The 22,104-nt window shown below is 69.3% G+C and carries 22 protein-coding genes and 1 pseudogene; 4 read left to right on the top strand and 19 right to left on the bottom strand.

The annotated features are described in order from the left end of the window. Positions 1-141: 141 nt before the first annotated feature. The 3 genes from ACS5PM_RS27955 (at position 142) to ACS5PM_RS27945 (ending at position 2,883) form a co-directional block, all read left to right on the top strand. A complete protein-coding gene (locus tag ACS5PM_RS27955; protein WP_439391197.1) occupies positions 142-426 on the top strand; it encodes a hypothetical protein in 285 nt (94 codons plus the stop codon). A 109-nt stretch (positions 427-535) separates the two neighbouring features. Next, positions 536-2,056 carry a hypothetical protein gene (locus ACS5PM_RS27950; RefSeq protein ID WP_439391196.1) on the top strand — a complete coding sequence of 507 codons (1,521 nt, stop codon included), beginning with the start codon at positions 536-538 and terminating at the stop codon, positions 2,054-2,056. Positions 2,057-2,271: 215 nt separating this feature from the next. Then, entirely contained in the window at positions 2,272-2,883 is a 612-nt protein-coding gene (locus ACS5PM_RS27945; protein WP_439391195.1) for an IQM protein middle domain-containing protein, read from the top strand. 100 nt (positions 2,884-2,983) lie between these two features. Here the strand turns inward: ACS5PM_RS27945 and ACS5PM_RS27940 are convergent, their stop codons facing one another. The 19 genes from ACS5PM_RS27940 to ACS5PM_RS27850 form a co-directional block, all read right to left on the bottom strand. Next, positions 2,984-4,027, bottom strand: coding sequence for an oxidoreductase (locus tag ACS5PM_RS27940; protein WP_439391194.1), 1,044 nt, complete (start codon positions 4,025-4,027; stop codon positions 2,984-2,986). Between the two features lie 53 nt (positions 4,028-4,080). Beyond that, positions 4,081-4,782 (bottom strand): CPBP family glutamic-type intramembrane protease, encoded by a 702-nt coding sequence (locus tag ACS5PM_RS27935; RefSeq protein WP_439391192.1) that lies wholly within the window; start codon positions 4,780-4,782, stop codon positions 4,081-4,083. Between the two features lie 91 nt (positions 4,783-4,873). Beyond that, positions 4,874-5,473, bottom strand: a complete 600-nt coding sequence (locus ACS5PM_RS27930) for an acyltransferase (RefSeq protein WP_439391191.1) — start codon at positions 5,471-5,473, stop codon at positions 4,874-4,876. Position 5,474: 1 nt separating this feature from the next. Continuing rightward, a complete protein-coding gene (gene paaZ, locus ACS5PM_RS27925) occupies positions 5,475-7,523 on the bottom strand; it encodes a phenylacetic acid degradation bifunctional protein PaaZ (protein WP_439391190.1) in 2,049 nt (682 codons plus the stop codon). 57 nt (positions 7,524-7,580) lie between these two features. Beyond that, on the bottom strand, positions 7,581-8,357 hold the full coding sequence (locus ACS5PM_RS27920; RefSeq protein WP_439391189.1) for an enoyl-CoA hydratase-related protein: 777 nt from the start codon (positions 8,355-8,357) through the stop codon (positions 7,581-7,583). A gap of 7 nt (positions 8,358-8,364) precedes the next feature. Continuing rightward, positions 8,365-9,570, bottom strand: a complete 1,206-nt coding sequence (pcaF, locus tag ACS5PM_RS27915; protein ID WP_439391188.1) for a 3-oxoadipyl-CoA thiolase — start codon at positions 9,568-9,570, stop codon at positions 8,365-8,367. After that, entirely contained in the window at positions 9,567-11,135 is a 1,569-nt protein-coding gene (gene paaH / locus ACS5PM_RS27910) for a 3-hydroxyacyl-CoA dehydrogenase PaaH (RefSeq protein ID WP_439391187.1), read from the bottom strand. Before paaH ends, pcaF begins: the two co-directional genes overlap by 4 nt. Positions 11,136-11,161: 26 nt before the next feature. Next, positions 11,162-11,962, bottom strand: a complete 801-nt coding sequence (gene paaG, locus ACS5PM_RS27905) for a 2-(1,2-epoxy-1,2-dihydrophenyl)acetyl-CoA isomerase PaaG (protein ID WP_439391186.1) — start codon at positions 11,960-11,962, stop codon at positions 11,162-11,164. A gap of 22 nt (positions 11,963-11,984) precedes the next feature. After that, on the bottom strand, positions 11,985-13,061 hold the full coding sequence (gene paaE, locus ACS5PM_RS27900; RefSeq protein ID WP_439391185.1) for a 1,2-phenylacetyl-CoA epoxidase subunit PaaE: 1,077 nt from the start codon (positions 13,059-13,061) through the stop codon (positions 11,985-11,987). 26 nt (positions 13,062-13,087) lie between these two features. After that, positions 13,088-13,624, bottom strand: coding sequence for a 1,2-phenylacetyl-CoA epoxidase subunit PaaD (gene paaD, locus ACS5PM_RS27895; RefSeq protein ID WP_439391184.1), 537 nt, complete (start codon positions 13,622-13,624; stop codon positions 13,088-13,090). Between the two features lie 7 nt (positions 13,625-13,631). After that, complete coding sequence (gene paaC, locus ACS5PM_RS27890) at positions 13,632-14,387, bottom strand: 1,2-phenylacetyl-CoA epoxidase subunit PaaC (RefSeq protein WP_439391183.1); 756 nt, start codon at positions 14,385-14,387, stop codon at positions 13,632-13,634. Positions 14,388-14,401: 14 nt separating this feature from the next. Then, entirely contained in the window at positions 14,402-14,686 is a 285-nt protein-coding gene (paaB, locus tag ACS5PM_RS27885) for a 1,2-phenylacetyl-CoA epoxidase subunit PaaB (protein WP_439391182.1), read from the bottom strand. A gap of 27 nt (positions 14,687-14,713) precedes the next feature. Further along, entirely contained in the window at positions 14,714-15,718 is a 1,005-nt protein-coding gene (paaA, locus tag ACS5PM_RS27880; protein ID WP_439391181.1) for a 1,2-phenylacetyl-CoA epoxidase subunit PaaA, read from the bottom strand. Between the two features lie 211 nt (positions 15,719-15,929). Next, positions 15,930-16,616: a type 1 glutamine amidotransferase domain-containing protein gene (locus ACS5PM_RS27875; protein WP_439391180.1), complete on the bottom strand. Its 687-nt coding sequence runs from the start codon at positions 16,614-16,616 to the stop codon at positions 15,930-15,932. Between the two features lie 127 nt (positions 16,617-16,743). Then, positions 16,744-17,352, bottom strand: coding sequence for a TetR/AcrR family transcriptional regulator (locus ACS5PM_RS27870; protein ID WP_439391179.1), 609 nt, complete (start codon positions 17,350-17,352; stop codon positions 16,744-16,746). A 172-nt stretch (positions 17,353-17,524) separates the two neighbouring features. Continuing rightward, a complete protein-coding gene (locus tag ACS5PM_RS27865) occupies positions 17,525-18,649 on the bottom strand; it encodes a DUF1176 domain-containing protein (protein WP_439391178.1) in 1,125 nt (374 codons plus the stop codon). Positions 18,650-18,722: 73 nt separating this feature from the next. Then, complete coding sequence (locus tag ACS5PM_RS27860) at positions 18,723-19,349, bottom strand: response regulator (RefSeq protein ID WP_439391177.1); 627 nt, start codon at positions 19,347-19,349, stop codon at positions 18,723-18,725. An 11-nt stretch (positions 19,350-19,360) separates the two neighbouring features. After that, positions 19,361-20,431 (bottom strand): PAS domain-containing sensor histidine kinase, encoded by a 1,071-nt coding sequence (locus ACS5PM_RS27855; RefSeq protein WP_439391176.1) that lies wholly within the window; start codon positions 20,429-20,431, stop codon positions 19,361-19,363. 8 nt (positions 20,432-20,439) lie between these two features. Beyond that, entirely contained in the window at positions 20,440-20,916 is a 477-nt protein-coding gene (locus ACS5PM_RS27850) for an Lrp/AsnC family transcriptional regulator (protein ID WP_439391174.1), read from the bottom strand. 127 nt (positions 20,917-21,043) lie between these two features. Here ACS5PM_RS27850 and ACS5PM_RS27845 point away from each other — a divergent pair. Beyond that, a pseudogene (locus ACS5PM_RS27845) lies at positions 21,044-22,104 on the top strand (indolepyruvate ferredoxin oxidoreductase family protein); the annotation flags it as partial.

The raw sequence follows: 22,104 nt of genomic DNA, 5'->3' as shown, positions 1-22,104 counted from the left end.
CGAAGGCGTCTGCGGTGTTCGACAAGACTCGTCTTTCGACGGGCAGCAGCCGGCCCGCGGAGCCACCACCGGCGGCTTCACGCGATCGGCTGGCCGAGGCGCGCGCGGCGCGCGAGCGAGGCGACCCCACGGCCAAGGCGCATGAGTTGCTCGCGCCCGGGGAACTGGGCCTGCCGGCGCCCGCCCGGCACGCCGGCGATGAGAGGCGTCGGTGCGGCGCCCGTGGGCGAGGCGCTCGTGTCGCACATCGCCACGCTGCACAAGATGCGCCTGTCCGACGTGCGCACCAGCACCGATCCCAGCACGCTGTGCAGCGACGGCACGAGCACCGAATCGATGGACGACGTGTCGCAAGAGACCGTGGACCGCTTGCGGCACGGTGCGGCTGAACTGGACCGTCTGCGCCGCCAGGGCAAGCCCTGGTGAGCCGAGCGACGAACTTCGCTGTCTGCGCGAAGGCTTCGCGCCGGAAGCGCCGCCCGGCGCCGGGTCCGGCACCCTTGGAGTCCACAGCCCCACCCACCGGAGAATCCCCATGCCAGAGATCCAAAAGGCCTATACCAGCACGACAAACCCGATCTACTCTCCGAGTCATGGGGGGGACGGGGCCAGCACCAGCGAAATCCAAGAGGAGCGCCAGCCGCAGAACCTCGAACGCTCCCATGCGCTGACCGGGTTGCAGAGGCGGACTGTGCCCGCCATCGCGGCGACCTTCGTCCGCTCGCCGGATTCGCAGACGCACTTGCTGTCGACGCGGACGTCGCCCTCGTCGCCCATGAGCCACCACGTCATGGCCGCTCGCCTGCACCATCTGGTCAAGGCGTCGATGGGCGGCGTGGAGGACCTGTCACCTGACGTTGAAGCGCGTCTGGTCGAGAACGTCGCCGTGCTGCTCGAGAAGGGCTTCGACACCCCTGAGAAGGTGCAGAAGCTGTTGAAGCAGGCATGGCGCCATGACGCCGGGATCGCCGTGGTGGGCCTGGGCCTGACCGGCAACGCCGGCTATGCGATCGGCATGGAGTTGGCCAACGAGAAGCTGGTCGCCATGCTTCCGCCCCACATCCTGCGCAGCGCTCCGGCGGTCGGCATGATGGTCGGCCTGGGTGTCGGCGGGCTGGACGTGGCGATCAGCGTGATGGGCAGTGCGACCATGAAGCCGCTGCTTTACAACGGCGTCGAAGGCAACGCCCACCTGCCGGCATCGATCAAGGTGCCGACCGGCAACGACGCCATCATGGATTCGATGAAACTGGCCACCGCTGCCAACTTCCTGAAGAACGCGCCGCGCATGGCTGCGCCGGCCATCCAGGCCGCCTTCGAGCATCGCTTCGACGGCGTGACCAACAGCTCGATCTCGCGCCTGACGGCCGACCGTGTCGACGTGGCGCTGGACGCCGGCCTGGGCTTCGCGGCCGCGGCGGCGGTTCAGTACAAGAAGCTGATGGGCGTCACGGGCTACGACGCCCGCATGCTGCTGCGCGACGACCTTGGCGCTGTCATCGACAAGATGAACCGAAGCTACACGGAAAGCGCGATCGACGCCGCCAAGGGCGCGGGGGCCGCCCTGATGAGCCCCGCGGTGCCCCTGGCGGTCACGGCCACCATCGGATTCTTCATCTCCGAGCTGTTCGCTGCGAACACGATGATCGATACCGCCGGCCACATGCCGCTGGGCAGCCACGGCCATCTGCCGCCTGACCGCGCCGACTGGAGCGTGATGACCGGCAAGCGGGCGTCCAGCGTCGCGCTGATGGCCCTGATGACCGCGACGATCGAGATCGGCGCTCCCATCGTCGGCGCCGCCGCCCAGGCGGCGACCGAGGGGATCGTGGCCGGCGCCGGCAAGGCCAAGGAGAAGATCGGCGGCATGGCCACCAGCGCGGCCAGCTTCATCAACCAGTCCGCCGGCAAGCTGCCCGACATCGGCGGCTGGGTGGCGCACAAGCTGGGCTTGCAGGCCCAGGACGGCGAGGAAGAGTGGCACGACGTCGAGATGGGCGAGGTCGTGGCACCGTCGCTGCGTCACAACGTCCGGTTCGAGGACGCTCAGTCATGACGCTGACGGTTGGCGGGACGGGGCCGGCCGCTGCGGCGGTCATGCCACGACCGGATTCGCCAGCCGCGACTGGCGTATCCGCCCATCATCGCCCCGCCACGCTAGGCCACGACGCCCTGGCGCCGCGCCATCGCCCGTCCCACGGCCTGAGCATGGAGGCATCGCGCGTCGGCGCTTCGCCGCTGCCGATGGGGCGCCCCGGCGCAGCCGGGCGAATGGCCGCGCATGCCACGTCATCGGGCGATGCGCCGGAAGAGAAGAAGCCCTTCGACCTCGGCTCGCTGGACTTCCCGATGGTGTTCCCCATGCAGCCCATCGACCCGGTGAACCCGGCGCGGGTGGACCACGTGCCGCCGCCCGAGGGGGCCAAGTACGGCAAGACCATCCCCATGCTGTCGGCCTACCAGCATGAGGAGAAGGGCATGGTGTTCGGCCAGAAGGTCAAGTACCTGGACGAGCAGGAGCGCCAGGCCTACGAAGTCCGCATCGAGGGCGGAAAGCTGCTCGGCGCCGACGGCCAGCCCTTCGACACCCGCGATGCCACCGTCTCGGGCGAGAAGACCGGCAGCGCCATCTTCGTGATGGACCACGACGGCAAGCTCTACCTGTCCAACAAGGCCGGCATCGCCGACTTCCAGCACACCAGCTTCCTGGCCGGCCAGCCGGTCGCCGCGGCGGGCACGATCCGCGTGGAGAACGGCGAGATCAAGGAAATCACCCGCAGCAGCGGCCACTACCGGCCGGCGCCGGAGTTCCTCGACCAGGCCGTGGCGGAACTGCATGCCCGCGGCGTCCCGCCGGGCTTTGTCGTCAGCAAGGACGTGTGAGGCGGGCGGCTGGCCCCGGCCGTGGTCTTCGCCGCCGGTTCCGATGGGCACCTGGTCCGCAGGGCCGGATGGAGACCGAGATGCCCGAGGCGCTGATCCGTCAGGAGCGCGCCACGGGCATCACGCGCCCTTGCAGCGCGCTCGCGAGACCCAGCTCCATCAGCTGCATGACCTGCAGCGCCTGCTCCGCAGGGACGGGGTTGGTTGCGCCGAGGCGAATCGCATCGCGGATGGCGACGTAGTAGGCGAGGTAGTCGCCCCGCGCGCCAGCGACGATCTGCTCGTGCGCTTCGTCGCCATGGCGCAGGGTGAGCCGGCCAGGGATGGGGTCGAGGCCCCAGTCCGCAGTGCCCGGGCCCTGTCCCGCCTTGAGCGCGTCTTCCTGCGGATCGAGACCGAACTTGACGAAGCTGCCGGCCGTGCCGTGCACCGCCAGGCGCGGGCCGACCGAGGCCACCAGGGCGCTGGCATGCAGGATGACGCGCAGTTCGTCATAGCGCAGCACGGCATGGAACCAGTCGTCGGTGAGGGCGTCGTCACGTTGCCTGGCCAGGTCCAGCGAGATCGTCTGCGGTGCCCCGAACAACACCACGGCCTGGTCGACCAGATGGGGCCCGAGGTCATACCACAGGCCTGCACCGGGCGCGGCGGACTCGCGCCAGCGCGAACGCACCTGCGGCCGGTAGCGGTCGAAGTGCGATTCGAAATGCGTCACGCGGCCCAGCGAACCCTGGCGCAGCACCGCCTGCAGCGTCAGGAAATCGGCATCCCAGCGCCGGTTGTGGAACACCGACAGCAGCCTCTGGTGCCGGTGCGCCAGCGAGATCAGTTCCTGCGCCTCGGCCGTGGTGAGGGTGAACGGTTTGTCCACCACCACGTGCTTGCCGACAGCCAGCGCCTGCGCCGCCAGCGGAAAGTGGGTCTCGTTGGGCGTGGGGATGACCACCAGCTCGATCTCGTCGCAGGCGAACAGCGCCTCGGGCGAAGGGAGCACCGGAAGCTGCGGCCAGTCCCTGGCCACCTTGGCCGGGTCGCCGGACGAGACGGCCGCCAGCTGCAGGCCGGGGACTGCCGTGATCAACGGCGCGTGAAAGGTCTTGCTGGCATAGCCGTAGCCGACGATGGCCGCCTTGAGCGGGGACATGGACTCTCTCCAGGACCGAAGGGGCAGCAGGTTACGCCACGCCGCCGCTCCTTTCACAGGCCGAACAGGGCGACACGCAGCAGGTTGAGAGCGCCGTGCAGGGCGACGGCGGCCCAGATGCTGCCCCGGCTGGCGGCGAAGACGCCGGCGTAGGCGAGGCCGGCCACGGTGGCCAGGCCGGCGAAGACCAGGCCACCGCCCAGGTGCACCAGCCCGAACAGCAGGGCGCTGGCCACCACGCCGGCGAGCATGCTCCAGCGCGCCAGCGGGCGCTGCACCCAGTGGCGGAAGAACCATTCCTCCGCGATCACGGTGAAGACATTGCTCGCCGCAAACGCGACCAGCGCGCCGGGCGATGCGGGAGCCCAATGCACAAAACCCACTGACCAGGCCAGCAGCGGCACACCGGACAGGCAGGCCACCGCCATGGCCGAGCACGAGCGGTTCCAGGCCCAGAAGGAAGGGAACATGGCCAAGGCCGCGAGACCGGCCAGCGCTTTCGCGCTGTTGATCGACAGGTGGCCGACCGGCAGTCGCGCGAAGCCGGGCACCACGCCCGCAGCCATCAGGAGGATCAGCACACCGGCCAGCGCGAAGCAGGCCTTGGACGAGCGCCCCGGAAACTGGACGCTGCCGTAAAGCGCCACGGCCAATGCCACGGCCGCCGCCATCGGTAACGGCCCGCGGCAAGCGCCCGCTGCATAGAGCACGGCGCACAGGGCAGGGCCGATGGCCGCGGCGAAGGCGGCCGCCATGCCGCCATGGGTGGAACTGCGGGCCCGTTGCCCTGCGCGCGCGCTGACCGTCAAGAGTGCCCCCGAAATGCGATACCGCTGAACTGGCGGATTATCGTTTCGCGGCGGTCAGCGGGCGCAGGTCGGGCAGGTTCAGGGGCGGGCGATCGGCGGGCGGCGCGGCCAGCGGCTGGACCTCCCTCAGGGTGTGCAGGCAGCGCTGCGCCAGGGCGTGATAGACCTCGGTGCCCTCGCGCTTGCGCGCCACGTCGCCGTCAGACAGCGTGCGCAGCAGCCTGGCAGGCGCTCCGACGGCCAGCGACCGGTCCGGCAGCCGGGTGCCCGAGGGCACGAAGGCGCAGGCCGCGACGATGGACTCGGCGCCGATCTCCGCGTCGTCCATCACCACCGCGTTCATGCCGACGAGCGCGTCACGCCGCACGGTGCAGCCGTGCAACACGGCGCCGTGCCCGATGTGGCCGTTCTCCTCGATGAGGACTTCGCGGTTGGGAAAGCTGTGGACGACGCAGCTGTCCTGCACGTTGGCGCCGGCCAGCATCGTGATGCGGCCGAAGTCGCCACGCAGGCTGGCGCACGGGCCTATGTAGCAACCGGGGCCGACCGTCACATCGCCGATGAGCACGGCGCTGGGGTGCACGTGCGCCGTCGGGTCGACCACCGGCACCACACCGTCAATGGAGTAGCACGGCATGTCAGTCTGGCCGCTTGCGCACGAGGGTGAGGATGTCGTAGCTGGCCACCAGCTCGCCGTGCTGGTTCAGCACCTGCACGTCCCAGGCCACCACGCCTTGCGGCTGCTGGTCCTTCTTGGTCGGGCGGTCGATCTTGCGCTTGCAGGTCAGGCGGGCCTGGATGGTGTCGCCTATGGCCACCGGCTTGACGAACCGCAGGCTGTCGAGTCCGTAGTTCGCGAGCACCGGGCCCGGGCCCGGCGAGACGAACAGGCCCGCAGCGGCCGAGAGCACGAAGTAGCCGTGGGCGATGCGCTGGCCGAACTGGGTGTTCCGGGCCGCCATCTCGTCGAAGTGCATGTAGAAGTAGTCGCCCGAGACGCCGCCGAAGTTGACGATGTCGGCCTCGCTCACCGTGCGACGGTGGGTCAGCAGCGAGTCGCCGATGCGCAGGTCCTCGTACCACTTGCGGAACGGATGCAGCGGCTCTTCCTGCACTGCGGCGCCGCGCATGTATTCGCCAGTGACGGCGCTGAGCATGGTGGGCGAGCCCTGCACGGCGGCGCGCTGCAGGTAGTGCATCACGGCGCGCACGCCGCCCAGCTCTTCGCCGCCGCCGGCACGACCCGGGCCGCCGTGCTTGAGCACGGGCAGGGGAGAGCCGTGGCCGGTCGACTCGACCGCCGCCTCGCGCTCCAGGATGTGGACACGGCCATGGCTGGCCGCCAGGCGCGGCACGGCGCGCGCGGCGATGGCCGTGTCGCGCGTGGCCAGGGTGGTGACCAGGCTGCCTTGACCACGAGCCGCGAGGGCCAGCGCTTCGTCCACGTCGTCGAAGGGCATCAGGGTGCTGACGGGCCCGAAGGCCTCGACGTCATGCACCGCGTCGTTGGCCCAGCCGTTCTGGCACACGAGCAGCGTGGGGGCGAAGAAGGCACCGTGTTCGACGCCTTCGCCGCGCGGGGCGAAGGCCCGGGTGTCGTAGCGCATGGCGCCCGCGCGAAGCAGGCGCTCGACGCGCTCGCTGACGTCGGCGAGCTGCGCGCGCGAGGCCAGCGCACCCATGGTGACGCCCTCGGCGGCCGGATCGCCGGCGACCACCTTGGCCAGGCGGGCGGCAATGCGTTCGGCCATGGCCTCCATGTGCCGGCGCGGGACGATCACGCGCCGGATGGCCGTGCACTTCTGGCCGACCTTGACCGTCATCTCGCGAGCCACTTCCTTGGCGAAGAGCTCGAACTCGTCGTCGTCGGGCGAGACGTCGGGCGCCAGGATGGCGCAGTTGAGCGAGTCGGCCTCGGTGTTGAACGGCACCGAGTTCGCAATCAGGTTGGGCCGCACCTTCAGGCGCGCCGCGGTGTCGGCCGATCCGGTGAAGGTGACCACGTCCGAGCCGTTCAGGCGGTCCAGCAGGTCGCCCGTGCCGCCGATGACCAGCTGCAGCGCGCCGGCCGGCAGCAGGCCGGAGTCGTTGAGCAGCCGGACCATGGCTTCGGTCAGGTAGCTGGTGGCGCTGGCCGGCTTGGCGATGCAGGGCATGCCGGCCAGGAAGCTGGGCGCGAATTTCTCCAGCAGCCCCCAGATCGGGAAGTTGAAGGCGTTGATGTGCACCGCGACGCCGCCGCGCGGCACCAGGATGTGCGTGCCGGCGAAGCGGCCCTGCTTGCCCAGCGGGATGCCGGGGCCTTCGTGGATCAGGTTGCCCGAGGGCAGGTCGTTGGCGCCGACTCGGGCATAGGCGTAGAGCGTGCCGGCGCCGCCTTCGATGTCGATCCAGCTGTCGTTGCGCGTGGCGCCGGTGTGGCGCGACAGGGCGTACAGGCTCTCCTTGTGCTCGAGCAGGTAGGCCGCCAGGGCCTTCAGGCGGGCGGCGCGCTGCTGGAAGTCCATGGCCAGCAAGGAGCCGGCGCCGGTGCCGCGGGCGAAGGTGAGGGCCTCGCCGAAGTCGAGCGCCTCTTCATGGGTATGGCAGACGGTCTGCCCGTTGACCGCGCTGGGCAGCGGGGTGGCGGCACGGGTGCCGACCCAGCGGCCGGCGATGAAACTTTGCAACGTGACGGGATGGGTCATCCGGTCCTCCTGATGGTCTGGAGCGAGAGGGGAAGGGCAGCGGCAGCGGCGCCGCGCTCAGCGGCCCTGGAAGCGCGCGGGGCGCTTTTCGAGGAAGGCGCTGATGCCTTCCTGGCGGTCTTGCGATGCGGCAAGTACGACGAAGGCGGTGCGTTCGGCGTTCAGCGCGGCCGACAGCGGCGCCTCTTCGGCGAGCAGCACGGCCTCCTTGGCGGTGCGCAATGCCAGCGGCGCCTTGGCGGCGATGGTGCGAGCCAGCGTGATGGCGCGCTGCAGGGTTTCGGCAGGTGGCTGCACCTCCGACGCCAGGCCGCACTGCAGTGCGGTGGCGCCATCGATGGGCTCGCCCGACAGCACCATCTGCATCGCACGCGACTTGCCGACGACGCGGGCCAGGCGCTGCGTCCCACCGGCGCCGGGGATGATGCCGAGGTTGATCTCGGGCACGCCGAAGCGGGCGCTTTCGCTGGCGATGACGATGTCAGCGTGCATCACCAGCTCGCAGCCGGCTCCGAAGGCGTAGCCGCTGACCGCGGCGATCAGGGGCTTGGGGAAGGCGGCGATGCGCTTCCACAGCTTGGGGCGCGGGTCGGTCAGCAGCTCGATCGGGCCCTTGTCGGCCATCTCGTGCAGGTCGGCACCGGCGGCGAAGTACTTCTCGCTGCCGGTGATGACCACCGCGCCGGTGTTCGGGTCATCGGCGGCCTCGTCCAGGACCGCGGCGATCTCGGCGAGGGTGTGCGTGCGCAGCGCGTTACGCACCGCGGGCCGGTTCAGGGTGATCAGCCGCACGCGCTCTTCGGGCGCGGTGGCGATCAGGTCTTCGTACTGCATTGACATCTCAGACCCGCTCAATCACCAGCGCGATGCCCTGGCCGACGCCGATGCACATGGTGGCCAGCGCATAGCGGCCGCCAGTGACTTCGAGCTGGTTCAGCGCGGTGGTCACCAGGCGGGCGCCGGAGGCTCCCAGCGGGTGGCCGATGGCGATGGCTCCGCCATTGGCGTTGACGTGGGCCGCGTCGTCGGGCAGGCCGAGCTGGCGCAGCACCGCCAGGCCCTGGGCCGCGAAGGCCTCGTTCAGCTCGATCACGTCGATCTGCGAAAGCGACAGGCCGGTCTGGGCCAGCACCTTGCGGCTGGCCGGCGCGGGGCCAATGCCCATGATGCGCGGCGGAACGCCGGCGACGGACATGCCGAGCACCCGGCCGCGCGGCTTCAGGCCGTGGCGGGCCACGCCCGCTTCCGAGGCCAGCAGCACCGCACAAGCCCCATCATTGACGCTGGAAGAATTGCCCGCGGTCACGCTACCGTCCGGCCGCACGACGCCGCGCAGCTTGGCCAGGGCCTCGAGCGTGGTTTCGGGGCGCGGCTGCTCGTCGGTCTCGATCGTCTTCGGATCGCCCTTCTTCTGCGGCACCTGCACCGCGACGATCTCGCGGCCGAAGCGGCCCTCGGCGAACGACTTCGCCCAGCGCTGCTGGCTGCGCAGCGCGAACGCATCCTGGTCGGCGCGCGAGATGCCGAAGTCCTGGGCCACGTTCTCGGCCGTCTCCGGCATGGTGTCGATGCCGTGGAGCTTCTTCATCAGCGGATTGACGAAGCGCCAGCCGATCGTCGTGTCCTCGACCTTGGCCGCGCGCGAGAAGGCGCTGTCGGCCTTGCCCATCACGAAGGGCGCACGGGTCATGCTCTCCACGCCGCCGGCGATGACGAGGTCGGCTTCGCCGGCCTTGATGGCGCGCGCGGCGGTGCCGATGGCATCCAGGCTGGAGCCGCACAGGCGGTTCAGCGTCGTGCCCGGCACATCGATCGGCAGTCCGGCCAGCAGGGCGGCCATGCGGGCGACGTTGCGGTTGTCTTCGCCGGCCTGGTTGGCGCAGCCGTAGATCACGTCATCGACGGCGGTCCAGTCGACCGACGCGTTGCGGGCGATCAGGGCCGCGATCGGTGCGGCGGCGAGGTCGTCCGCGCGCAGCGAGGCGAGGGCGCCGCCGTAGCGGCCGAAGGGCGTGCGAACGGCGTCGCAGATGTAGGCGTGGTTCATCGCAGGGGAAGGAGGTCGGGATCGGTCGAACGGAAATGGAAGCGGCGTCCCGCGGCGACGCGGCGGCGCAGGAGGGCCGATGCGCGGTAGCGGTCTTCGCCATAGACGGCGGCGAGGTTGTCCAGCACGGCCAGGATCAGGTCCAGGCCGACGCGATCGGCCCAGGTCAGCGGGCCCAGCGGATAGTTGGCGCCCAGGCGCATGGCGGCATCAGCGTCGGCGACGTCGCACACGCCCTGGTTCACCGCGTCGGCCGCTTCGTTGGCCAGCATGGCGACGGTGCGCATGACGGCCAGGCCCGGGACGTCGCCCAGCCGTGTGACCGCGAAGCCGGCGGCCTGGAAGGCGGCGACTGCGGCGTGGAAGGCCTTTTCATCGCAGGTGTCGGCCGGGGCCAGGGCGATGCGCTTGGCCGTGGCCGGGTCGAGCACGAGGTCGGCCAGCACGGTGGCGGCGACCTGGTGCCGTGCCGCGCGTTCGGTGGCGGTGCGGCCGTCGGTCAGTGCCACGGTGGCACGACCGACGATCATCAGCTGCCCTTGGGGCGCGGCACCGCTGCGGCGCTCGAAAGGCACGCCGGCGTCGGCAAGCCGAACCGCCAGGGCCTGGCCGAAGGGCGTGTCGCACCACAGCACGATCGGGGCATTCGACAGGGACAGCGGCGCCTCGGTGGCAGGCTGCGGCCGCTCCGCGCCCTCGGCGTAGTCGTAGAAACCGCGGCCCGACTTGCGGCCGTACCAGCCGGCGTTCACCAGCTCCTGCTGGACCAGCGAGGGCGTGAATCGCGGATCGCCGAAGTAGGCCTGGAAGACGCTTTGCGTGACCGCGAAGTTCACGTCGTGGCCGATCATGTCGGTCAGCTCGAAGGGCCCCATGCGGAAGCCGCCGGCCTCTCGCATCACCGCATCGATGGTCGCCACGTCGCCGGCCTGCTCGGTCAGCAGCCGCATGCCCTCGGCGTAGTACGGACGAGCGACACGGTTGACGATGAAGCCGGGCGTGGACTTGGCATGCACCGGCAGCTTGCCCCAGGCGGCGGCGACGTCGAAGACCGCCTGCGCCACGCCGGGCGCGGTGGCCAGGCCGCTGACGATCTCCACCAGGGCCATCAGCGGCGCGGGGTTGAAGAAGTGCATGCCGACGACCCGCTGCGGCTCGCGCAGCCCGGCGGCCACCGCGGTGATCGACAGCGAGGAGGTGTTGGTGGCCAGGATGCAGCTCGGCGACACCACGCCCTCCAGCTCGGCAAACAGCGTGCGCTTGACATCCAGCCGCTCGACGATGGCCTCGATGATCAGGCCCGCGTCGCGAAGGTCGAACGGTGCTTCGGCTTCGAACAGCCGCTCGCCGCAGGCGGCGGCGGCTTCGCGCGAGAGCTTGCCCTTCTCGACGAGGCGCGCCAACGTCGCGTTGATGCCGCGCACGGCCTTGGCGGCGGCGCCGGGTGCCTTGTCGAGCAGGCGCACCACGTGGCCAGCCTGCAGGGCGACCTGCGCGATGCCGGCGCCCATCGCACCGGCGCCGACGACGCCGACCACCGAGCCGGCGGGGATCGAATAGCTCATGTTCTCTGTCTCCCTGGTCTTGCTCTTCAGGCGCCGGTGAAACGCGGCGCGCGCTTTTCCATGAAGGCCGCCACGCCTTCGCGGTAGTCGTTGGTGCGACCGAGCTCGCGCATCGAATCGCGCTCCAGGTCGAGCTGCACTTCGAGCGTGTTCAGGCCGCTGGCCTGCAGCGCGAACTTGGTCTTGGCCAGGCCGCGCGTGGGCGCATCGGCCAGCTGGCGGGCGAGGGCGTCGACCTCGGCGGCCAACTGCTCGTCGTCGACGCACTTCCAGATCAGACCCCAGGCCGCGGCCTGCTCGGCGCTGAGCTTGTCGCCCAGCATCGCCAGGCCGGCAGCGCGCGCAGGGCCCAGCAGGCGCGGCAGGAAGTAGGTGCCGCCGGTGTCGGGCAGCAGGCCCAGCTTGCAGAAGGATTCGATGAAGCTCGCCGAGCGCGCGGCGATGACGATGTCGCAGGCCAGGGTGATGTTGGCGCCGGCGCCGGCCGCCACGCCATTGACCGCACAGAGCACCGGTATCGGCAGGCGGCGCAGCGCCAGCACCAGCGGACCATAGTGCTTCTCGATCGACTCGCCCAGGTCGGGCGGCGCATCACCCGGGGCGACGGCGCGGTCGCTCAGGTCCTGCCCGGCGCAGAAGCCACGGCCGGCGCCGGTCAGCACGAGCACGCGGATGCTCCGGTCCTCCGCGCCCTGGGCCACCTGGGCGAGCGCCTGCTTCACCTCGCCGTGCATCTTCAGGTTGAAGCTGTTGAGCCGCTCGGGGCGGTTCAGCGTGAGGCGGGCGACGCGTTCGCTGACTTCAAATCGAATCGTTTCGTAGGTCATCTCGTGGCTCCAGCGTGCGGGTTCAGTCATCCTGGTCGAAGTCGAGGACGACCTTGTCGGTGATAGGGAAGGCCTGGCAGCTCAGGACGAAGCCACGGGCGATCTCGTAGTCCTCGAGGGCGTAGTTGGCGTCCATCTCGACCTTGCCTTCGAGGACCTTGCAGCGGCAGGTGGCGCACACGCCGCCCTTGCAGGAGTAGCGGATGTCGATGCCATTCTTCAGGCCGGCGTCCAGGACGGATTCCTTGTCCTTGGCCATGGCGAAGCTGCGCTGCACGCCATCGACGACGACGGTGATCTCGCTCTCGCGCGGGTCGTTGGCGGTGGCGGGGCGCGGCGCCCGCGCCTTGGCTGGCGTGCCTGCGGCGAAGAGCTCGACCTTGATGTTCTCCTTGGCCATGCCGTGGGCCTGCAGGGCCTGCGACACCTCCAGCATCATGCTCTGCGGGCCGCAGATGAAGGCGGCTTCGTGGTCGGCGATGCGGATCCAGCGGGCGAAGAGCTCTTCGCACTTGGCCGCGCCAATGCGGCCGTTGAACAGCTCCACGTCCTGCGGCTCGCGGCTCATCATGTGGACGATGTTCAGCCGCTGCTGGTAGCGGTCCTTCAGGCTGGCGATCTCGTCGCGGAAGATGACCGACGACGAGGCGCGGTTGCCGTACAGCAGGGTAAAGCTCGAGCCCGGCTCGGCCGCCAGCGTCGTCTTGACGATCGACAGGATCGGCGTGATGCCGCTGCCGGCGGCCACCGCCAGGTAGCGCCGTGCCGCGTCAGGCACCAGCGGCAGGTTGAACTGGCCCGTGGGCGGCATCACCTCGATGCTGGCGCCGGGCTTGAAGTGGTCGTTGGCCCAGTTGGAGAACTGGCCGCCCGCCACGCGCTTGATGGCCACGCGCAGGTCCCCGTCCTGTACCGCGGAGCAGATCGAGTACGAGCGCCGCAGCTCCTCGCCCTCCAGCTGGGTGCGGAAGGTCAGGTGCTGGCCTTGCGTGAAGGCGAAGGTCTCGCGCAGCTCGCCGGGCACGGCGAGGGTGGCGACGATGGTGTCGCGCGTCTCCTGGTGGACGCTGGCGATGGTCAGGGGAAAGAAGCGGCTCATATGCGCGTCAGCACACCGAAGGGGGCTCAGTGGCACTTGAAGTGATCGAAGGGCTCGAGGCAGTCGAGGCAGCGGTAAAGCGACTTGCAGGGCGTCGAGCCGAATTCGCTGGTCAGCGAGACCCGGGCCGAACCGCAGCGCGGGCAGTCCGGCCGGGGGGCGACGTAGGCCGCAGGGCGGCCGCCGCGGCCGATCTGGCCGATGGAGATCGTCTGCTGCGCCGCCAGGCCGACCGGCGGGGCGATGCCGTAGTCGCGCAGCTTGCGCTTGCCCTCTTCGCTCATCCAGTCGGTGGTCCAGGGCGGCGAGAGGCGGTGGACGACGCGGGCGCGGCTCAGGCCATGGTCGCGCAGGCAATCCTCGACGCTCGCCTGGATGACATGGGTGGCCGGACAGCCGGAGTAGGTTGTTGTGATGGCGACGACGCACTCGGCGTCGTCGCCATCGTCCTCCCACTTCACTTCACGGATGACACCCAGGTCGACGATCGAGATCACCGGGATTTCCGGGTCCTCGATCTGTGCAAGCCAGCCCCACACCTCGTCGCAGCTCGGACGGTCCATCGCCGTCTCACCACTGCAGGCCGGGGTAGGCGCGCTGCATGAATTGCATCTCGGCAAGCAGGAAGCCCATGTGCTCGCTGTGCCGGCCCTGCTTGCCGCCGCGCTGCATCCAGGCATCGTCGGGCGGCAGGGCGAGGGTGGCGGCGGACAAGGTGCCGGCGAGCTGCTCGCGCCAGGCGCTGCGCAGCTGGGCCAGCTCGCCGATCACGCCGCAGGCTTGCATGGCGGTATCGACCTCGTCGGTGCTGAACAGCTCGCCGGTGTACATCCACAGGTCGTCCAGCGCGCGCTGCATGCGACGGTGGCTCTCCGGCGTTCCGTCGCCCAGGCGCACGACCATGCCGGCGCTGCGCCGCAGGTGGTAGGTCACCTCCTTGCGGGCCTTGTCGGCGATGCCGGCGATCTGCTCGTCGCTGGAGCCGGCCAGGGCGTCCAGCAGCAGCAGGTGCCAGCTGTCGAACAGGTACTGGCGCATCAGCGTGTCGGCGTAGTCGCCGTTGGGCTGCTCCACCAGCAGCGCGTTGCGGAACTCGTGGGCATCGCGCAGGTAGGCGAAGTCGTCCTCGGTGCGGCCCTTGCCTTCGACTTCGCCGGCATAGGTGAACCACAGCCGCGCCTGGCCGATCAGGTCGAGGGCGGTGTTGGCCAGGGCCATGTCCTCTTCGAGGGCGGGGCCCTTGCCGACCCATTCGGTCAGGCGCTGGCCGAGCACCAGGGCGTTGTCGCCCAGGCGCAGCAGGAACTGGAGCTTGTGGTCGCGCATGGTCGTCGCTCGCCTCAGAGGTTCTTCACGCCTTCGGGCATGGGGAAGAAGGTGGGATGGCGGTAGACCTTGCTGTTCGAGGGCTCGAACAGCGGCGCCTTGTCGCCGGGGCTGCTGGAGGCGATGTCGGATGCGCGCACGACCCAGATCCCCACGCCTTCGTTGCGGCGGGTGTAGACGTCACGGGCGTTGTTGATCGCCATCTCGGCATCCGGCGCATGCAGGCTGCCCACGTGCTTGTGCGCGAGGCCGTGCTGGCTGCGGATGAAGACCTCCCACAGGGGCCACTCTTTGCTCATGTTCTGTTCCTTCGGATCGTTCGACGCTCAGGCGGCCACGGCCTGCTCGTCCGCCTGCTTTGCGGCTTGCTTGTCGGCGTGGGCGACCAGGGCTTCGCGGAACCAGCGGCCTTCCTCCCAGGCATCGACGCGGGTGCGCAGGCGCTGGCGGTTGCAGGGGCCGTTGCCCTTGAGGACGTGGTGGAACTCGCTCCAGTCGATCTGGCCGTAGTCGTAGTGGCCGCGCTCTTCGTTCCAGCGCACGTCGGGGTCGGGGACGGTCAGGCCGAGGTGCTCGATCTGCGGCACGGTCTGGTCGACCATGCGCTGGCGCAGTTCGTCGTTCGAGTGCAGCTTGATTCGCCACTGGGCGCTCTGCGCGCTGTTGACCGAGTCGGTGTCAGGCGGGCCGAACATCATCAGCGAAGGCCACCACCAGCGGTTCAGCGCGTCCTGGGCCATCTGCTTCTGCGCGGCCGAGCCGCGGCACAGGGCCAGCATGATGTCGTAGCCCTGGCGGGCGTGGAACGACTCCTCCTTGCACACGCGGATCATGGCGCGCGAGTAGGGGCCGTAGGAGCAGCGGCACAGCGGGATCTGGTTGACGATGGCCGAGCCATCGACCAGCCAGCCCACGGCGCCCATGTCCGCCCAGCTCAGGGTCGGGTAGTTGAAGATGCTGGAGTACTTGGCCTTGCCGGAATGCAGGCCGTCGAGCAGTTCGTCGCGCGAGACACCCAGCGTCTCGGCGGCGCTGTAGAGGTAAAGGCCGTGGCCGGCTTCGTCCTGGATCTTGGCCAGCAGGATGGCCTTGCGCTTGAGCGTCGGCGCGCGGGTGACCCAGTTGCCCTCGGGCAGCTGGCCGACGATCTCGGAGTGGGCGTGCTGCGAGATCTGGCGGATCAAGGTGCGGCGGTAGCCTTCCGGCATCCAGTCCTTGGGCTCGATCTTGATGCCTGCGTCGATGCGTTCCTGGAACGCGCGTTCAGCGGGCGCCATCTCCTCCAGCGCCCGAACCCGCGCCGCGCCTGTCTCCACCAGTTGTGCGTACACCTCGAGAATCCTTCCTCACGGGCCCGAAGTCGTGGGCCCAAGCGATGAGGCGATCGTAGGAATCAGCGGTTCGAGGCGGCAGGTGCGATCTTCTGATGCGCGATCCGGGTTTCTACGGGGTCGACGGGCGGATCAGGCGATCAGTGTTCGGGGCCCTTGGCGAGGACGCGCACGGATGCGGCGCGTCTCGCCAGGCTTCGCGCCGGTGCGTTCAGCGCGCCCGCGCCAGCTCCGTCAGCAAACGGGCCGCCGCCTCTGCGGACGAGGCCGGGTTCTGGCCGGTGATCAGCAGTCCATCCCGCACCACATACGACTGCCAGTCGTCCCCGCGCTCGAAGCGACCGCCCAGACGCTTGAGTTCGTCCTCCACGAGGAAGGGCACCACGTCGGTCAGTTCCACCGCGGCTTCCTCGGAGTTGGTGAAGCCGGTCACGGTCAGGCCGTCCACGAGCGCCCGGCCATCCGGCCGCTTGGCGTGGCGCAGAACGCCAGGCGCATGGCAGACCAGCGCCACCGGCTTTCCTGCCTGCAAGGTGCTTTCGATCAGCTTGACCGAGTTGGGGTCCTCGGCGAGATCCCACAAAGGGCCGTGTCCGCCGGGATAGAACACCGCATCGAAGCCTTCGTGAGAGACCTCTGCCAGCGGTACGGTGCTTGCCAGCGCCGCCATGGCGCGGGCGTCCGCCTCGAATCGCCGGGTCGCTTCGGTGCGGAACGCCTCGGAGTTGCTCTTCGGATCCAGCGGCGGCTGGCCGCCGTGGGGCGAGGCCAGCACGATGTCGGCGCCGGCGGCCTTGAACTCGTAGTAGGGGGCCGCGAGCTCTTCGAGCCAGAAGCCGGTCTTGAGGCCGGTGTTGCCCAGTTCATCGTGGGAGGTCAGGACCATCAGGATCTTCATCTTCATTCCTTTGCGGAGGTGGGAGTGGCGAGGGAAGGGGACACCGGCTGAGCCACTATTAGACCGGTCGTCTAGTTTCATGCCCGAAAAAAATGCGCCGTGCGCATTCCTTCGGGCCCGCCCGCCTTCAGCTAGCGGGCAGGTGCAATATCCGGCGTGTCATCTGCAGTGCTGCTTCGAACGGCTGGGCGTCTCGCACGATCTTCGCCATCACGCTGGCGCCCAGCCACAGTTGGTAGAGGTTCTGCGCAACTTCAGCGGCGCGTCCTTCGACTTCCAGGGAGCCATCGGCTGCCCCAGCCTCGATGGCGACCGCGAGACGGCCGATGATCTCGGCCGTGCCGGTCTTGAGCGCCTGGCGCATCGACTCGGACAGGTCGGACACCTCCGCCCCCAGTTTCACCGCCAGGCATTTGCCCTGGCAATCGAAACTCCGCTGCGTCTGCGCCCATTGGAGCCAGTAGTTCATCAACCGCTGCGCCGCGCTTTGGCCCGGCATGTTCAGCGTCCGGTCCATGTCGGTCAGGTAGCCGTCGAAATACTCCGTCAGCAGCGCTTCGCCAAGGGCATCCTTGGACTCGAAGTAGTGATAGAACGACCCCTTCGGGACCTTGGCTGAACTCAGGATCTCGTTCAAGCCCACCGCGGAGTAGCCTTTGCCGCTCATGATCCTTTGGGCGGCGTCAACGATGCTCCGGCGGGTGTCGAAGGTGTCCTGGGAGGGGCGCATGACCATCACTGTAGACGAGAGTAGACCAGTCGTCTAGTGGCGTTGATCAACTTTCCGCAACGAAGGTCTCGATCTGACCAACGTCCGTTGGCGCGAAGTCTGAATGCCCGCGGTCCACTTGGGCTTCGGGTTGGGACTGTCAGCTTCGTGCGCCGCGCAGGCCCTCTGGGCCTTCCGCTCACTTCACCAACTTCACCTGCGCCCTCCACAGGTCCACCATCAGCCCACCCGCCTCGAACAACCGGCAATCCGACTCGGACGCGCTCACGAGCACCAGCCGGTCCCCCGACCACGTCCAGTCATGGCTGGCCCAGCAATCGCCGATTCCCCGCCCCTTGGCCGCCTCGTGCAGGTCCAGCGTGCTCTCGGCGCCGAGGCCCTCGCTCACCAGCGTGTCGTTCGTGCTGCCATCGGGCATCGGCAGGCCGAGTCGGCGCGCGCGGTGCGGGGGCCGGTCGTCGACCTGCCAGACGCGGCTGCCGGTCTGGTAGGCGCCGCGCCAGCAGGGCTGCAGCACGAGCAGCGTGGTGGGCGTCAGGCGCACCAGTTCGAGCAGAGCGGGATCGAAGTCGGGGCAGTCGTCCTCGGTGTGGGGCAGTAGCGCGCCGACCGCGGGGGCGAGCTTCAGATCGGCTGGGGTGGTGGGAGGCAGCGGTGCGGCCTTCACCACCGGCACGGTGGGTGCGGGCACGGACGCCTCGGGCTTCGTGCCCTTGCGCACCAACGCGCCGGGCGTGCCGACGCGGCCCTGCAGGTCGTCCATCTTCAGCAGCGCGGCCGCCGCCCCGTCCAGCGACACGTGCCATTGCGCGCTGCCGGCCGAGAGCCGGATGACGTCGCCCTTCTGCACCGCGGCCAGCAGCGCGGGCACGCGCGACGCGGGCAGGTCGGGCTCCGACTGCTGCGCAGTCGTCGCGGGCATGTCGAAGCGCAGCGCGCCCGCCTGCACCCGCACGGCCTGGCCGGCGGCGGGCATCGGCGCGTTCTCGTCAATGCTGCTGTAGGCGAAGTGCAGCACGGGCGGTTGGCCGGGGCCGGCCTCGCGCCGGATGATCAGCGCGGCCCGGCCGCCGGGCGGCGCGTCCTCACCCTGGCTGCCGTAGCCCTGCGCCTCGCAGCGCCGCGTGTTGTCGCAGCCGACCACCCAGTCGCGGAAGCTGTGCAGCGTCCCGAGGCCGTCGGCGGCGAAGGCCGTGCCGGAGAGCATTGCGAGGGCGGCGAGCAGCGAGCGGAACATGCAAGGGGCCTGGAGATCGGTGACGGGATCGAAAACGACCTCCGGGTCGGTGTCGACACGGTTCATGCTAACTGGCGGAACCGCGGCTTCCGCGTCACTCCTGCGGGAGGTTGCCGCGGGCTTCATGGGACCGGAACGATCAGTCGACCAGCCGCTCGCGCATCGCGTATTGGACCAGTTCGGCGTTGCTGGCCAGGCCGAGCTTCTCGAGGATGCGGCTGCGATGCGTGCCGACAGTCTTCACGCTCAGGCACAGCTCCGTGCCGATGTCGGTGAGCGGGATGCCCTGGGCGATCTTCATCATCACCTGTCTCTCGCGCGGGGTGAGCGCGCCGTGGGGCGATTCAGGCGTCGAAGAGTCCGGAGCCGATGCGCCGAAGGCCGGCGTGACCCAGATGCCGCCGTCGGCCACGTGGCGAATCGCGCGCAGGAGCTCGTCGGTGTCTATGTCCTTGGAAAGGTAGGCGTTGGCCCGCGCCTTGTGGGCGAGCCGCGCGTAGTGCGCCTCTACGTACATGGACAGCATCACGACCGGCAGGCGTGGGTACTCGGTGCGCAGGGCGCTCAGCGTCTCCAGCCCGTTGCGGGCACCCATGTTGATGTCCATCAGCACCACGTCGTACTGGTGGCTGCGAATGAGCGAGAGGGCGGCGGTGCCGTCGGCCGCTTCGCCGGTGACGCAGATGTCGGGCTCGTCCAGCATCAGGCGCGCGATGCCGGCGCGGAAGATCTTGTGGTCGTCGACGACGAGGAGGCGGATGGCCATGGCAGAAGCCTTCAGGCGGGGGGCGTGACCGATGCCGGCAGGGGCAGCATCAACAGCAGTTCGGTGCCGCCGGCGCCGGCTGGGCGGGCGTGGAAGGTGGCGCCTATGTCGCGGGCTCGTTCGGCCATGCTGAACAGGCCGATCGCTCCCGGCCGGCGCGGGGTGGCATCGAGGCCGCGCCCGTTGTCGGCCAGCCGAAGCACCAGCGCCCCGGCCTTGGCCGACAGCTGCAGTTCGATCTGCGTGGCCTCGGCATGCCGCGCCACATTGGTCAGGGCCTCCTGCACGATGCGGTAGATCTGCATGGCCGATGCGGGTGGCAGCGCGTCGAACGAGCCGCTGCATCGAACATCCGTGGCCAGGCCGTGCCGGACGCCGAAACGCTCCACCGCCTGGGTCAGCGCGGCGCCCAGACCCAGCAGGTCCAGGCCGGCGGGCCGAAGCTCCTCGGAGACGGAGCGTGCCGTCTCGATGGTGTCCTGCATCAGCTCCACCAGCGGCGCGGCGATGGCGTGCAGCTCTTCCAGCCCAGGGGCTGCCGTGCGGCGCACGATGCGCGAGAGGTCGAACTTGGCCGAACTCAGCATGCCGCCGAGCACGTCGTGCACTTCACGCGCCAGGCGGGCGCGCTCGATCTCGCGAGTCGAGTTGATGTGCTTGAGCAGGCGGCGAAGCTGCTCGCGCGATTCGCGCACCGACGCCTGGGCCTGCACGCGCTCGGTGATGTCCAGCGCCACGCCGGCGATCGCCGGACGGCCACGGCACTCCACCCGCGAGGCATGGAGCTCGAGGTGAACCACTCTTCCATCCCGGTGCACGCCCTTGGTGACGTAGTGGATCGCGTTGACCTCGCCGCTGATGCGGCGCTGATAGTTGTGCATCACCTCGTCGACCGAGTCCTCCGTGACGCAGTCCACGATCCGCCGCCCGATGAACGCCGTGCGCTCGAAGCCGAACATCGCCGCGAAGGTGTCGTTGGCGTAGACGAAGCGCTCGTCCTGCACGACGTAGAAGCCGGCGAGCGACTGCTCCGCGATGGCGCGGAAAGGCACGTCGTCGAAGGCCAGGGCGAGGGTGGGCATCATAGGGGTCAGGCGGCGGCCGGGGGCAGGGGCAGGGCGGTCTCGTACTTCACTTCCTTGAGCACGACGTTGGAGCGCACGCCGGAGATGGACTTGAGCTTGAAGAGCTTGTCCTGCAGGAAGCGGTCGTAGGCCTTCATGTCCGAAGCGACCACCTTGATCACGTAGTCCGCCTCGCCGGTGATGCTGGCGCATTCCATGATTTCGGGGCAGGCGGCGGCGAGCCGTTCGAAATCCTCGGTGGCCTGCTCTTCATGGCGCACCAGGGTGACGTAGGCCCAGACGCAGACGCTCAGGCCCAGCTTCTCGCGATCCATCAGCACCACGTCGCCTCGCACCACGCCGCTTTGCTCCAGCTCCTTCAGTCGACGCCAGACCGGCGTGACGGACATGCCGACCGCATCGGCGAGCTGCTGCGCGCTCTGCTTTCCATGGCGCTGCAGGGCATCCACCAGGCGCCAGGCGACGCGGTCAAGATGAATCATCTCAATAGTCCTTCATTGTGAGTCGAAGTGAACTCGCTAGGTGCATTCTAGGCGGATTGAAAGAAACGCAAAACACGTAGTTCACGCATAGAATATTTCTATCAGCTAACGCCTTGATACAGCACCAATGAACGCTCCGTTGGACCTTGCGCCCGCCCTGCGCCAGTACGCCCTGACAGACAACCTCCGCGCAGAACGGGGCACGGTCTTCCTGACCGGCACCCAGGCGCTGGTGAGGCTGCCCTTGATGCAGAGGCGGCTCGATGAAGCCGCCGGCCTGAACACCGCGGGCTTCGTCTCCGGCTACCGCGGCAGCCCGCTGGGCATGGTCGACCAGCAGATGTGGAAGGCCCGCAAGTTCCTGGAGGCCGGCAAGGTCCAGTTCCTGCCGGCCATCAATGAAGACCTCGCCGCCACGGCCTGCCTGGGCACGCAGCGCGTCGCGCTCGATCCGCAGCGCACCGTCGAAGGCGTGTTTGCCATGTGGTACGGCAAGGGCCCCGGCGTCGATCGCTCGGGGGACGCTCTCAAGCACGGCAACGTCTACGGCTCCAGCGCCCAGGGCGGCGTCCTGGTGGTGGCGGGTGACGACCACGGCTGCGTGAGCTCGTCGATGCCGCACCAGAGCGACGCGGCCATGCAGGCCTGGAGCATGCCGGTGCTGCATCCGGGCAGCGTGGCCGAGTACATGGAGTTCGGCCTTTACGGCTGGGCGCTGTCGCGCTTCTCGGGCGCCTGGGTCGGCTTCAAGGCGATCTCCGAAGTCGTCGAGAGCGGCATGACCGTCAACCTCGATGAGGTGCCGACCCGCTTCGTGCTGCCGATGGACTACCAGCCGCCCGCGTCGGTCGGTTCGCTGCACGTGCGTTCGGTCGACCTGCCCTCGCTGGGCCTGGAAGAGCGGCTCGCCGCCAAGCTCGATGCGGTGCTCGCCTTCGCCCGCGTGAATTCGGTGGACAAGCACATCGTCGTTTCGCCGCAGGCCCGCCTCGGCGTGGTCACCGTCGGCAAGGCTCACCACGATTTCATGGAGGCATTGCGCCGCCTTGGCCTGAGCACCGAAGACCTGGCCGCCGCCGGCGTGCGCGTCTACAAGGTCGGCCTGGTGTTCCCGCTGGAGCCCACGCGGATGCTGGAGTTCGCGCGCGGCCTGGAGGAGATCCTCGTGATCGAGGAGAAGGGCCCGGT

Source organism: Ideonella flava, assembly GCF_051857595.1.
GTDB lineage: Bacteria > Pseudomonadota > Gammaproteobacteria > Burkholderiales > Burkholderiaceae_C > Ideonella.
This window is presented reverse-complemented; position numbering and strand designations above follow the sequence as displayed.